General features: G+C 61.4%; 10 protein-coding genes. 7 read left to right on the forward strand and 3 right to left on the reverse strand.

Features of this window, described 5'->3' with window-relative positions; all coding sequences use genetic code 11:
* Positions 1 to 18: 18 nt before the first annotated feature.
* Complete coding sequence (locus tag DOM27_RS15010; protein WP_110657114.1) at positions 19 to 990, reverse strand: CYTH domain-containing protein; 972 nt, start codon at positions 988 to 990, stop codon at positions 19 to 21.
* A 220-nt stretch (positions 991 to 1,210) separates the two neighbouring features.
* On the opposite strand from DOM27_RS15010, the gene DOM27_RS15015 reads away from it, so the two are divergent.
* From DOM27_RS15015 to glrR, 6 genes are all read left to right on the forward strand, one after another.
* Entirely contained in the window at positions 1,211 to 1,891 is a 681-nt protein-coding gene (locus DOM27_RS15015) for a TIGR00153 family protein (RefSeq protein WP_110657117.1), read from the forward strand.
* Between the two features lie 55 nt (positions 1,892 to 1,946).
* On the forward strand, positions 1,947 to 3,215 hold the full coding sequence (locus tag DOM27_RS15020) for an inorganic phosphate transporter (protein ID WP_110657119.1): 1,269 nt from the start codon (positions 1,947 to 1,949) through the stop codon (positions 3,213 to 3,215).
* A gap of 94 nt (positions 3,216 to 3,309) precedes the next feature.
* Positions 3,310 to 4,620: an amino-acid N-acetyltransferase gene (gene argA / locus DOM27_RS15025; RefSeq protein ID WP_110657121.1), complete on the forward strand. Its 1,311-nt coding sequence runs from the start codon at positions 3,310 to 3,312 to the stop codon at positions 4,618 to 4,620.
* An 837-nt stretch (positions 4,621 to 5,457) separates the two neighbouring features.
* The gene (locus DOM27_RS15030; RefSeq protein ID WP_245392746.1) at positions 5,458 to 7,029 is read left to right on the forward strand and encodes a sensor histidine kinase; all 1,572 of its coding nucleotides are present in this window, start codon (positions 5,458 to 5,460) and stop codon (positions 7,027 to 7,029) included.
* The gene (locus DOM27_RS15035; RefSeq protein ID WP_245392747.1) at positions 7,014 to 7,559 is read left to right on the forward strand and encodes a hypothetical protein; all 546 of its coding nucleotides are present in this window, start codon (positions 7,014 to 7,016) and stop codon (positions 7,557 to 7,559) included. Before DOM27_RS15030 ends, DOM27_RS15035 begins: the two co-directional genes overlap by 16 nt.
* Before the next feature lie 315 nt (positions 7,560 to 7,874).
* Positions 7,875 to 9,254 carry a two-component system response regulator GlrR gene (gene glrR, locus DOM27_RS15040; protein WP_110657851.1) on the forward strand — a complete coding sequence of 460 codons (1,380 nt, stop codon included), beginning with the start codon at positions 7,875 to 7,877 and terminating at the stop codon, positions 9,252 to 9,254.
* 138 nt (positions 9,255 to 9,392) lie between these two features.
* Here the strand turns inward: glrR and DOM27_RS15045 are convergent, their stop codons facing one another.
* Positions 9,393 to 10,325 (reverse strand): LysR family transcriptional regulator, encoded by a 933-nt coding sequence (locus DOM27_RS15045; protein WP_110657123.1) that lies wholly within the window; start codon positions 10,323 to 10,325, stop codon positions 9,393 to 9,395.
* A gap of 114 nt (positions 10,326 to 10,439) precedes the next feature.
* On the opposite strand from DOM27_RS15045, the gene DOM27_RS15050 reads away from it, so the two are divergent.
* On the forward strand, positions 10,440 to 11,240 hold the full coding sequence (locus DOM27_RS15050) for an NAD(P)H-dependent oxidoreductase (protein WP_110657125.1): 801 nt from the start codon (positions 10,440 to 10,442) through the stop codon (positions 11,238 to 11,240).
* 97 nt (positions 11,241 to 11,337) lie between these two features.
* Here the strand turns inward: DOM27_RS15050 and xseA are convergent, their stop codons facing one another.
* Complete coding sequence (gene xseA, locus DOM27_RS15055) at positions 11,338 to 12,699, reverse strand: exodeoxyribonuclease VII large subunit (RefSeq protein ID WP_110657128.1); 1,362 nt, start codon at positions 12,697 to 12,699, stop codon at positions 11,338 to 11,340.
* Positions 12,700 to 13,006: the final 307 nt, after the last annotated feature.

Here is a 13,006-nt window from a genome sequence, read left to right on the forward strand (position 1 = left end):
CACTCAAAGATTGTCAGATTACCGGTCTGGCACTGACGGATCCTGGCGCCTCAGCGTCAGCCAATCCTGACTGCACCAAGGGATCGTGTCTTGGCTCAAGCGTGCCAGGATTCGCTCGCCCGCTAATATTCTCTCGTTTGCCAAGGCCCGATCTTTTGCCAGATCAGACGGGCCAGACGCGCGATCCGCTACGTCCCATTCGGCTTTCCAGCGCCGCACCAGCTGTTCGCACAGCGCCTTGGCCTCGACAAGCCAGGCGGGATCGTGGCTGTCCTGCCAATTGTCGATAGCGTCGATCAGCACGTCCACGGAGGTCTCTGAGCCTGAAGAGGGCTCTTGGCGGGGAGACGGCTCGGGCCAGCCATGACTCAGGCGAGCGGCACGGCTGGCCTTGCTGTGATTGGCCGGACGTGCCGGTAGCATGCCCCTGCCGGGGTTGCCGGCCGCACACAGCGTCTCGGCGAGTTGCCACAGCTGCTCCGGTCGGCCCTGCTTCAACTCGAGTTCGAGTTCGAGGATCGGCAGGCTGGCGCCACCCGCATGAATGGTCCCTTGGTCCAGCGCAATCTCGATGTCGCTGTCGTCGACCTGATAACGCCATAGCCGGCGCTCGAAGTCAGTCGTGAAGACCGGGCTCAGTGCCTCCAGATCTACTTCGGCAAGGGCAGGGTGGTTCAGCGCGCGCAGACCGGGCAGATCGAGGCCGGCCGCATTGCAGTCGGCGTCGTCGATCGACCACTCCCACTCGCCCCGGTTCGATAGTCCTCCGCGACTTTCTGCGGCACTCTTGAGGGTCTGCAGGCGATTGTCTCCCAGGCGTCGAACACGCAGCGCGACGCGCTGAGACTGCAGCACCGCTGCCGGCGTGTCGTAATACTGATTACCCAGAGCGACAGTTTGCGACGCCAGCGTCTGCAGTAGCGGGTGATGACCCAGGTGCTCTGGCCCTTGGGGCGACAGCGCCAGTTTGAGTTCGATTTCTTCGCTCATGCATGCTCCCGCAATGGCTGTCCGTTTGAATGAAAGATAAAAATCGTCTGAAATGATAGATCCGTGCTTCTTGAATGATGAGTCTTTGCGTCTTGAAGGGCATGCATCGGCGTCTAAAATCAGACGCGAACCATCGTCGCCAATATGAATTTTTCATGACGCATCCAGACGCAATCATTATACTGACGCCGCCACTTCCAACGCATCCAGGCCACGTTTTATGGTGAATACCAACCCGTTCTCCGCGCTGTTCGGACGGTCGCCGTTCCAGCCGCTGCTGGCTCATATCGTCAAGACCAGTGAATGTGCCGGTCAACTGCTGCCGTTTTTCGATGCCGCACTGGGTGGCGATTGGGACGAAGCGAAAAAGCACCGCGAGGCGATAACGCGCCTCGAGCATGACGCGGACGAGCTCAAGACGCAGCTGCGTCTCAATCTGCCCAACACCATGTTTCTGCCGGTGTCGCGTTCCGATCTGCTGGAGCTGATCAGCGTTCAGGACAAGATCGCCAACAAGGCGCGTGACATCACCGGGATCATGTTGGGCCGCAACATGATCATCCCCGAACCGCTGGCGGAACCGATGCGCGATTATCTGCGCACCGCGGTGGAGACCGTCGAGCAGGCACGCAAGGCGCTAGAGGAACTCGAGGATCTGCTCGAATCCGGATTCGGTCGCAACGTCTCCGATGTCATGCACGAGCTGATCAAGGAATTGCATGACCTCGAGCACAAGGCCGATGACCAGCAGATCGACATTCGCCGCCAGCTGTTCCAGCTCGAATCGGAGCTGCCGCCGGTCGATGTCATCTTCCTCTACAAAATCATCGAATGGATTGGTGAGCTGTCCGACCGCGCCGAGCGCGTGGGTAGTCGCCTGCAGATACTGACGGCCCGCTGAGTGCGGGTCTTCGTCGTTCTACGCCTTCGTCACGCCACTCAAGCGAACTAAGCCTATGTCCATCATTGCGCAATACGGTGATGTCTTCATCATCCTCGCCTGTGTCTTCGGTTTCTTCATGGCATGGGGGGTGGGGGCCAACGATGTCGCCAACGCCATGGGAACCTCGGTCGGCTCCAAAGCGATCACGATCAAGCAGGCGATCATCATTGCGGTGATCTTCGAATTCCTCGGCGCCTGGTTGGCCGGCGGGCAAGTCACAGAAACGATCCGCAAAGGCATCATCGACCCCGGTCTGCTCGAGAATGACCCGCAAATGCTGATCTACGGCATGCTGGCCTCGCTGCTGGCGGCGGGTTCCTGGTTGATGATCGCGTCGTTCAAAGGCTGGCCGGTTTCCACCACGCATTCGATCGTGGGCGCCATCGTCGGTTTCGCTGTGGCCGGGCTGGGCGTTCAGTCGGTCAACTGGGGGTCGGTGGGTACGATCGCGCTGAGCTGGATCACTTCTCCGCTGATCGCGGGCGTGTTTGCCTTCATGCTGTTTCGCTCGGTGCAGGTATTGATCTTCGATAATCCCGATCCCTTCGCGGCGGCCAAGCGGTACGTGCCGGGCTATATTTTCCTGGTCGGGTTCATCGTCTCGATGGTGACGTTGGTCAAGGGGCTTTCCCACGTCGGCCTGCATCTTTCGTTCGGCGAGAGTCTGCTGCTGGCAGTCGCTTTCGGCGTGGTCATCATGCTGTTCGGGTTGCTGCTGGAAAATCGCATCAACCGCGGTGATCGGCGGGCCCGCAGCAACTATGACTTTTCCAGCGTAGAGCGCATCTTCGGCGTACTGATGATGTTCACCGCCTGTGCCATGGCTTTTGCGCACGGCTCGAACGACGTCGCGAATGCGGTCGGCCCGCTGGCGGCGGTGATCAGTGTGGTCGAGAACGGGGGCAGTGTAACCGGTGCCGCCGCCATGCCATGGTGGGTGCTGGTACTGGGTGGCGGCGGGATCGTGGTCGGTCTGGTCACCTATGGCCACAAAGTCATCGCCACGGTGGGAACCGGGATCACCGAACTGACCCCGAGCCGTGGCTTTGCTGCGACGCTCTCCGCTGCCTCTACCGTGGTGCTGGCTTCCGGCACCGGCTTGCCGATCTCGACCACGCATACGCTGGTTGGCGCCGTGCTCGGGGTGGGTCTGGCCCGAGGCATGGCCGCGCTCAATCTGCGCGTGCTCGGCTCGATCGTGCTCTCGTGGCTGATCACGCTGCCGGCCGGTGCGCTGCTGTCGATTTGTTTCTTCTTCATGTTCAAGGGCATGTTCGGCTGAGCCCGACAACGCCGGTGCCCTGCAAGAAAGACGCTCTGGTATAGTTGAGGCAGACTCTGTTCAAGCCTCATCTCACTGCCGGAGCGTCAACCCCTTGGACTCGCGTTTTCCCTTCGTCGACTGGTTTCGTCACTCATCGCCCTACGTCAATGCCCACCGTGGCAAGACCTTCGTCATCCTGATGGAAGGCGAGGCGATGGCGTCTTCGCGAAGCGGCCAGCTGCTGCAGGATCTGGCGCTGCTGCACACGCTCGGCGTGCGAGTGGTGCTGGTCTACGGTATTCGTCCGCAGGTTTCCACCGTGCTGGACGTCGCGGGGATCAAGCCGGTTCGTGTCGCCGGCCGCTGGGTGGCCGACCGTCAGGTCATGGATCATGTCGAACGCATTGCCGCCGTGCATCGTCTCGATCTCGAAGCCCAGCTCTCGCTGGGGTTGCCCAACACGCCGCTGCACGGTGTCGAGCTGACGGCCGTCTCCGGTAACCTGGTGACGGCGAAGCCGCTAGGCGTGCGAGACGGCGTGGATTTCGATCACAGCGGGGAAGTTCGTCGGGTGCGCAGCCAGGCCATCGAGAGCCTGCTCGCCGGGGGCAATCTGGTGATTCTGCCGCCACTCGGCTATTCCCGCACCGGCGAAATTTTCGATCTCGATGCCTCGGAGATCGCCCAGCACGTGGCGGTTTCGCTCAGGGCGGATAAATTGATACTGCTGGGGGAGTCGGCCGGGCTGCACGACGATGGCGGTCAACTCCAGCGCCAGCTGACGCCCGACGAAGCCGATACGCTACGCGAGCAGGCCACCCCCGGCAGCGAGCTTTCCCGGCACCTGAGTGCGGCCTGCGGCGCGGCCCGCCATGGTGTAGAGCGTACCCACCTGCTCTCCTGGCGCGACCACGATGCGCTGCTGGGCGAGCTTTTCACCCGGGACGGCGTCGGCACCATGATCACGCAGAACCGCTACGAGCTCTTGCGGCAGGCGGTATTGGACGATGTCGGTGGCTTGCTGGCCCTGCTCGCACCGCTGGAGTCCAGCGGCATGCTGGTAGCGCGGACTCGCGAGCGACTGGAGCACGAGATCGAGGATTACGTCGTGATCGATCGCGACGGCATGGCGATCGGCTGCGCCGCTCTGCACGGCTACGCTGAAGCGAAAATGGGCGAGCTGGCCTGTCTTGCCGTTCATGACGATTATCGCCGTGGCGCTCGGGGGGAGACGCTGCTGGCCGAGGTGGAGCGTCGCGCACGTCGGCAAGGGCTCACGCAGCTGTTCGCCCTGACCACGCATACCACGCACTGGTTCGTCGAACGCGGCTTCTCTCTGTCGACCCCGGAGGCGCTACCCGATCTCAAACGTGAGACCTATAATCAGGCCCGGCGCTCCAAGGTACTGTTGAAGTCGCTATAAAGAGACACCCGAAATACCCTGTAGTGTACTTTACCGTCTCCAAATAGAGACTATTTAAATAGCTGATTTTATTATATTTATTATAAATGTCATCAAAGGTGTCTGTTTGTGGAGACGTTTTTGGGGCCATTTAGCGTTGTCTTGACGCCAATCCCACGTCCGGCTCAAACGCTCTCTGTGCAGTCATTTTCAAGTAATTGATTAATATAATTTTTTAATAAGTTGGCACGGGTATCGCTATAGTCTTTATCGAGAGCGACGAGATGGCCTCTCCGGAAGCTATCTCGCCGAATCTTGTCAGGCTCCTAACTACCCTGTGCAGAGCCATCAAGATTCGACAGCGTCTGCTCCACGCGATGTGTGACTTAGGTTGCGATGAGACGGGTGTGGCCCATCGGGCATGGAGATACACCATCCGGGCAAGGATGCCCCGGCAAGGATGCCTTCCCCCTCGCGAGAGGGGACCCATTGCAAGCGGTTGCCGGACTTCCTGAATCAAGCATTCGGAAGTCAGGCGATCGATTCAGAGACGAAGCCGGCGGTTCGCCGCCACGGTATTCGATAGCCCCTGAATGGCTGAGTCGAGTGCTGGCTTCGGGGCCTCCGGGCTCACGGGAGCGATCTCGAGTAGCTGATTCAGGCAGTGTTTCTAGGTCGTTTTCGACCCTTCAGTTCCCTGCGTACCTTGGGCCGGCTCTGCCGGCCCTCTTTTTTTGTCGAGATTTTTTGTCAGAGCTTTTTCAGCGAATTCGCCGGCAGGTCCGGTGTGTGGATATTCCTGGCCCATCCAGGCCTGAATAGGCTTTCAACAATAATGTTATCCTTGCGGAACGATCCATGACCCCGATGGGCATCCTGCATAGAGCGATCTTCATGACCACCGAGCTCTCCCGACGTTGGCGTCCTCGCTCGCTACTTCAATTGGTATTGTTGGCTTTCGTCGTCGTGATGTTGCCGATAGCGGTACTGATGTTTCAGGCTGGCCAGGCGCTTTCGCAACTCTCGACCCTTGCCGATCAAAGTGCGCGGCAGGCCGTCGAAGAGACGCGTCGAGCACGCATGCTGAGTTCGCTGGCGTTACAGATGGAACGCAGCGCGCGCCAGTATGCGGTCATCGAGGAAGAAGGCCTGCGCGACATCTACGACCAGAAGGTTCAGCAGTTCGGCGTGCTGCTGGAGCAGCACGAGCCGTTGATGCGCAACAATGCCGATTTCCAGTCACTGGTTGAGCGCTTCCAGCGCCTGCGCGTCCTTCCCCCGGCGCCGGTGGACGACATGAGCGCCTTCCTGGAAGGTTTCTCCGGATTCGCCACCGAGTCCGAGGCGGTGCGTGACGATACCAACGAGCTGATCGACGCGCGTATCGCCGATATTCGCGAGCAGGCCAATTCGGTCAAGGCGCGTCTGTGGATGCAGACCGCCGCACTCGTCTCTGCCAGCCTGATCCTGATGCTGTTCTTTACCTGGTTGATCACGCGGCCGATTCGACAGCTCGAGCGGCGCATCTTCGGGCTAGGCAGCGGCGACCATAGCGATACGCCGGCGCGTATCCAGGGTCCGGCGGAATTGGTTCAGTTGGGGGATCGGCTGTCCTGGCTGTCGGGTCGACTATGCGAGCTGGAAGCGCAGAAGCAGCAGTTCCTACGGCACATGTCCCATGAATTGAAGACACCCCTGGCCAGCGTTCGAGAGGGGACGGCACTGCTTGGCGATGGCGTGGCCGGAGAGCTCACCGAGCGCCAGAGCGAAGTGGTGAGATTGATCGACGAAGGCGGCCAGGAACTGCAGACACTCATCGAGCAACTGCTGGATTACAATCTGCTCCAGAATAGTCGGCGCATGAAGGTCGCCCAGTTCGATATCGCCACGGTGATCCAGGAGGTGCTGTCCAAACATCGGCTGGCCCTCGATAACAAGGATATGCAGGTCAAGAGCCCGCATCACCCGCTGATGTGGCAGGCGGATCGTGAGCGGACGGCGCGGGTTCTGGATAACCTGATCTCGAACGCCATTGCCTACGGCGCCAACGGCGGTCAACTGGTGATCCGTCTCGCACAGCAGCGCGACTGGCTGGAGGTGGACGTGGCCAATAGCGGTGAACCCATTGCCGAAGCCGATCGCGATCATCTGTTCGAAGCTTTCTATCAAGGCAGCGCGCGCCGCAAGGGGCCGTTGAAGGGGTCGGGGATCGGCCTTTCGGTCGCCTCGGACTGTGCCCGATTGCAGAATGGACAACTGGCGCTGGTCGACGATGCCGAGCTGCCGGTCTGCTTCCGGCTCACGCTGCCATGGGCGGATCGCCGGGCGCGCGGTTCGCAACATGATAGAGCGCAATATGCTAATGAGACTGCTCGGGACGAGGCACTGCCGGGCGGTGATGTAAGGAAGGAACCATGGTCAGTCAGATGAAAACGACGCTGGTACTGGTCGGCGTGATGGCGCTGGCGGGTTGCCAGTCTCTCTCCAGTGAATCCATTCCCGCCGGCTGTGGCGAAATCCCCACCTACGCCGACAATGTTTGCCTGGTCGATTCCTGGGTGGCTTTCGGTCTACAAGCGCAGCGCGGCGACGACGATTGGCGCGAACAGACGCTGGGCAAGGTCGGTCAGCGTCGCATGGAGCAGAAAGCCGTGAGGGCGCTGGTACTCTCCTGGGATGGCCCCGGCGAGTGGCAATACGCGTCGAATCTCTACAAGGCCTCGATCGGCTCGGCTCCGGCCCGACTCCAGCCGTTGCTTCAGCAATGGCTCAACGAACTGGAAGAGCGTCGGAAGCTCTATGCTCAACGAGGCACGGGCGCGAGCCAACAGGGGAGTCTTCACAACGACACGCAGGCACTGAAGAACGAAAACCAGAAGCTGAAGCAACAGCTCAAGGAGATGTCGGACAAGCTCGACGCATTGACCGATATCGAGCGGACGATCAACGCACGCGACTGATAACGGGAACGTTCAGGACTGATTTCGAAGAACGTTCAAGACTGATTTCGAAAACGTTCACGACCGACCTTCGAAGGCACGCGAACGTTTTTCGAAGCAGCAACGCCGCGCGATCGTCAACACTCACGAAAAACCAAGCCAATCGTGCGATTCAAGGCCGTTTCATGGCCACACCGTATCGCACGACCGCGTCACATCGAGCGTGACACGCCCTCTTCGATAACGACGAGGCGAAGCGGTGGCAGAGAGGTGCCTATGTCACTGAACACACAGAATACCCAAGCTCCCAAGACCCGAGCGATCAGAACGCCTGCCATGCAACCGGGGAGGAGCAGTAATACGGCTCATATCCTGCTGGTCGACGACGATACCAGTCTGCTCAAGCTGCTGGGCATGCGTCTGGAAAGCCGCGGATTCCGGGTAACCACAGCGGAAAGTGGCCGCGAAGCGTTGACCCATATCGAAGAGACCTCGCCGGATCTGGTGCTTTCCGATCTGCGGATGGACGAGATGGACGGCCTGGCGCTGTTCCACGAGCTGCAGCGGCGACTGCCCGGCATCCCGGTGATCATTCTGACGGCCCACGGCTCGATCCCGGATGCCGTCAGCGCCACGCGCCAGGGCGTGTTCAGCTTCCTGACCAAACCGGTCGATCGCGACGAGCTGTTCGAGGCCATCGACGAAGCGCTCAAGCAGACCCCGACCACACGCGGAGAGGGCGGCGAGGCGTGGCGTTCGAAAATCATCACCCGCAGCCCGCAGATGGAACGCATTCTCGAGCAGGCCTACATGGTCGCGGCATCGGATGTCAGCGTGCTGTTGACCGGCCCCAGCGGTAGCGGCAAGGAGCTGCTGGCCAATGCCATGCATCAGGCCAGCCCACGCACTGACAAGCCATTCGTGGCGATCAACTGCGGCGCGTTGCCGGAGCAACTGCTGGAGAGCGAACTGTTCGGCCACGCCCGCGGCGCCTTTACCGGTGCGGTCAGTCAGCACGAAGGGCTGTTCCTGGCCGCCGACGGCGGCACGCTGTTCCTCGACGAGATCGGCGACATGCCGCTGCCGTTGCAGGTCAAGCTGTTACGCGTGTTGCAGGAGCGCCAGGTTCGCCCGCTGGGCAGCACCAAGTCGTTTCCCATCGACGTGCGGATCATCTCCGCCACGCACCGGGATCTCGACCGTGCCATGCACGAAGGCGATTTCCGCGAGGATCTCTACTATCGCCTCAACGTGGTCAATCTCAAGTTGCCACCGCTGCGCGATCGCGCCGAGGACATCCCGCTGCTGGCCAAGCACATGGTGTCGCAGATCTCGGCGCGGCATAAACCGTTCGTCAAAGGCTTCTCGCCGGAAGCGCTCAACCTGCTGGCATCGAGCGGCTGGCCAGGCAACGTGCGCCAGCTCGTCAACGTGGTGGAGCAGTGCGTTGCCCTGACCAGCACACCGATGATTCCGGAAGCGCTGGTGTCTCAGGCACTGGTCGCAGAGGAGAACGCGTTGCCCTCGTTCAGCGAGGCACGCGCCGGGTTCGAACGCAGCTATCTGATCAAGGTGCTCAAGATCACCGAAGGCAACGTCACCCAGGCGGCACGCATCGCCGGGCGTAACCGCACCGACTTCTACAAGCTGCTGTCGCGTCACGATCTCGATCCCAGCACCTTCAAGCCGAGCGCGATGCCGGACCCGACGGGCTGATCGCTGCCGAGCGGCTAGCGGCCGTTTTTCGAGATGGCTGCGTGTAGAACCAGATAAATCCCCCCGTCAGACTGACGACGACCCGATCCGGCAAAGTGTTGCCGGATCGGGTTTTTCATGTCGCCGAGACAGCGAGTGCTAGTTCGTGTCAGTACCTGCTTCGCCCGACGCACCCGGGGTCAGTTCGGTAATCCGCTGACGTAGCCATCGGTGAAGAGGATGAGTCGTGGTGCGATCATGCCAGACCATTGCCATGTCGAAACCGGGCACAGGGAGCGGCGGATCGAAAAGTCGCACCCGACCGGCACGGTCATCGGCGACTCGAGTGGGAACCAGCGCGATCATATCGCTGCGCGCAACGATCTCCGGTACCACCAGGAATCCCGGCGCCGACAAGGCTACACGGCGATGAAGCCCGATGGCGGCCAGAGCATCGTCCATGGGCCCGTGAAAGCCGCCGCCTTCCGGCGAGACGATGACATGATCCAGTTCGCAGAAAGTGTCGAGGTCGAGGTGCTGTTCCGGTAACGCAGGATGGTCGGGGCGAACGATGGCGACATATTCCTCCCGGTAGAGTGTGCGCATGCGCAGGTTGTCCGGCGCCGTTTCGGGCGTCGTCAGGGCCAGATCGACCTCTCCGCGCACCATCTGCGCCTCGAGAATCCCGGTGTCTATCGTCCGCCAGGCGATGTTCAGGTTCGGAGCCTCGCGACGCAGTGCCTGCGCCAGCGGCATCAGGATCGAATACTGCACATAGTCACTGGCGGCGATGGCGATCGTGGCCGTGGCGGTGGCCGGGTCGAACGGGCTGCTTTCGGCGACGACCTGGCGCACGCCCTCGAGGGCGGCGTGAAGCGGCGCCTGAAGCTCGAGCGCACGTTGGGTCGGAATCATGCCGCGCTGCGCGGGCAGCAACAGTGGATCACCCAACAACTCACGCAGTCTGGTCAGCCGGGTCGAGATGGCCGGCTGGCTAAGGTGCAGTCGCTTGGCAGCGCGACTGACATTGCGTTCCGCCAGCAGGGTGTCGAGAGTCACCAGCAGATTCAGGTCGAGCCGTTCGATATCCATTTTATTGATACCAAGACATAAATTAAACGATTTCTACAATACCAGACGACGCGTCAGGATCATGGGCCCAACGTGATCATTTCCCCGATCATTGCCACAATGAGGAACCGGCCCATGAGCCATATTCTGATCGTCCATGCGCATCCCGAGCCAAAGTCGCTGACCAGCGCGTTGAAGGATCTGGCGCGAGAAACCCTGCAGGCACAGGGGCATGAGGTGCAGGTCTCGGACCTCTACGCCATGCAGTGGAAAGCGATTGCCGACCGCGAGGATTTCATCGACACGGTCGACCCGGACCGCTTGAGCTACATCGCGGAATCCCGCCATGCCTATGCGTCACAGACGCAAACCCTGGATATCGCGACTGAACAGCAGAAACTACTGTGGGCCGATGCCGTTCTGTTCAGCTTTCCGCTGTGGTGGTTCGGCATGCCGGCAATTCTCAAGGGGTGGGTCGACCGGGTGTTTGCTTTCGGGTTTGCCTACGGTGTCGGCGAACACGGCGGGGAACGGTGGGGCGATCGTTACGGCGAGGGCGTACTGGCCGGCCGTCGCGCGATGCTGATCCTGCCGATTGGCGGCCGCGCGCCGCACTACAGCAATCGCGGCGTCAATGGCAGCCTGGAAGAGATTCTGTGGCCGATACACCACGGCACGCTGTTTTACCCGGGTCTAGAAGTGATGCCGCCGTTCCCTGTCTATCAGAGCGACCGGCTCGATGAAGACGGTTGGCAGCAGGTCGTGGCCAGTTTCAAATACCGTCTCGAGCACTTGTTCAGCGATGCCCCGATTGCTTTTCGGCGACAGAACGGCGGGCACTACGATACGGATCAGCGTCTCAAGCCCGGCCTGGGCAAAGGCGAGGGCGGAACGCGTATTCATCTTGTTCAGACGGGGGAGCCCGAAGAGCGGTGACCTGTCGTCAATGACCGATCGGTAATTTCAGGCCAAGGCTGGCAGCTAAGAGTCGATTTATTCCCGATCGGTAATTTTCCACACTCATCGTCGAACGTCAGCTCTTCAACCGTCGCTTCACTTCCAGCTTCAAGCGGCCTTCGCCGAGGCGGGCCGTTAGCATTTGACCGGGTTGAGTCTGGCTGGCGGCGCGAACGACCTGACCGCTGTCGTCCTGCAGGATCGAATAGCCTCGGGCGAGTACGGCGAGCGGGCTCACTGCATTGAGTTCCCGGGTGATTCCCTGCAGGTTTTGGTGCTCCTGATGCAGGCGACGCTGCTGGGCGGTCTCGAGCCGCTGGCGAAACTGGTCGACCCGTTCGCGGGACTGGCGCAGCGTTCGGCTGGGGTCGTGAAGGTGGAAACGCCGCTTGGCGGCGTCCAGATGCTGGCGCTCACGCTGCAGGCGTTGGCGCATCGCCAGCTGCAAGCGGCGATCCAGCCCCGCCAGATGCTGACGTTGCTGGGCGAGCCGCTCGCCGGGATGGCGCAGCCGGGCGCGTAGGTGATCGAGCCGCTGGGATTCGGCATTGACGCGACCCTGCCAGGCGCGAGCCAATCGCTGGCGCTGCTGGTTCAACGATGCTTCGAGATCGCGGCGATCCGGCACTAGCCGTTCGGCGGCGGCGGAAGGCGTCGGCGCGCGCACGTCGGCAGCGAACTCGGCCAGGGTCACGTCGACCTCATGGCCGATGGCCGCCATTACCGGCAGCCTGGAGTGGAAAATCGCCCGCACCAGGTGCTCGTCGTTGAACGCCCACAGGTCTTCCAGACTGCCGCCGCCGCGGGTGATCAGAATCGCATCGAACGGATCGCTTTCGTCTTCCCGCCGCGCCTGACGATTAATCAAGGCCAGCGCACGGATCAGCGCTGGCGGCGCATCCCGACCCTGAACCACGGACGGAAACACGCTGACGCGGACCATCGGCCAGCGCGCCTGCAGCACCGCCAGGACATCGCGAATGGCCGCGCCGGTGTTCGAGGTGATCAGCGCCAGATGACGGGGCGGATAGGGCAGCGGTCGCGCATTGGCGAACATGCCCTCTGCCTCGAGCTTGCGCTTGAGCCGTTCGTAGGCCGCCATCAGCTCGCCTTCGCCGCTGGGCTGGACGGCATCGACGATCAGTTGATAATCGCCGCGCGGCTCGAAGATCGACACCCGCCCGCGCACCTTGATCCGATCGCCATCCTTCAGCGGCGTGCGCGACAGGCTCGCCCGGTTGCGGAAAAACGCACACTTGAGCTGGGCCTTGGCGTCTTTCAGCGTGAAATAGATATGCCCTGAAGCGGGGCGCGCCAGCCCGGAAATCTCGCCCTCGACCCAGCAGTCGCCGAAGCCGCGCTCCAGCATCTGGCGGGCCTGGCGATTGAGATCGCTGACGGAGATCGCCTGTGGTGACGGTGAGGTGAACGCAGGCATGGGCTGACCCGGACGGAAACGGTTATGGATGGTCGAAAGCCTAACACGAAGCCGGCGGACCTAGTGCTGCTCAGAAACGGTGCTGGTCAGAAACGGTGCTGGTCAGAAACGGTGCCGGTCGAATACAGCGCCGATCGAACCCCGAACCCCTGCTTGCCATTGAGAGGCAACGGCCAAACGACTATAATGCGCGATTAACTTTTCGCGGCCCCGGTCCATGCCGGTCCACACTGCAAGGACCGTCTCCAAGGACACTCGCGGTGCCGCAGGCTGTCACAGGCTCCCCACCACCTGCCAATTGGGTTTC

The sequence above is a fragment of the Salinicola halimionae genome (genome assembly GCF_003206065.1).
In the GTDB taxonomy this organism is placed as follows: Bacteria; Pseudomonadota; Gammaproteobacteria; order Pseudomonadales; family Halomonadaceae; genus Salinicola; species Salinicola halimionae.

Coding starts and splice junctions, on each gene's coding strand:
- DOM27_RS15010 (WP_110657114.1), bottom strand. CDS start 990: ATGAGCGAAGAAATCGAACTCAAACTGGCGCTGTCGCCCCAAGGGCCA.
- DOM27_RS15015 (WP_110657117.1), top strand. CDS start 1,211: ATGGTGAATACCAACCCGTTCTCCGCGCTGTTCGGACGGTCGCCGTTC.
- DOM27_RS15020 (WP_110657119.1), top strand. CDS start 1,947: ATGTCCATCATTGCGCAATACGGTGATGTCTTCATCATCCTCGCCTGT.
- DOM27_RS15030 (WP_245392746.1), top strand. CDS start 5,458: ATGACCCCGATGGGCATCCTGCATAGAGCGATCTTCATGACCACCGAG.
- DOM27_RS15035 (WP_245392747.1), top strand. CDS start 7,014: ATGGTCAGTCAGATGAAAACGACGCTGGTACTGGTCGGCGTGATGGCG.
- glrR (WP_110657851.1), top strand. CDS start 7,875: ATGCAACCGGGGAGGAGCAGTAATACGGCTCATATCCTGCTGGTCGAC.
- DOM27_RS15045 (WP_110657123.1), bottom strand. CDS start 10,325: ATGGATATCGAACGGCTCGACCTGAATCTGCTGGTGACTCTCGACACC.
- DOM27_RS15050 (WP_110657125.1), top strand. CDS start 10,440: ATGAGCCATATTCTGATCGTCCATGCGCATCCCGAGCCAAAGTCGCTG.
- xseA (WP_110657128.1), bottom strand. CDS start 12,699: ATGCCTGCGTTCACCTCACCGTCACCACAGGCGATCTCCGTCAGCGAT.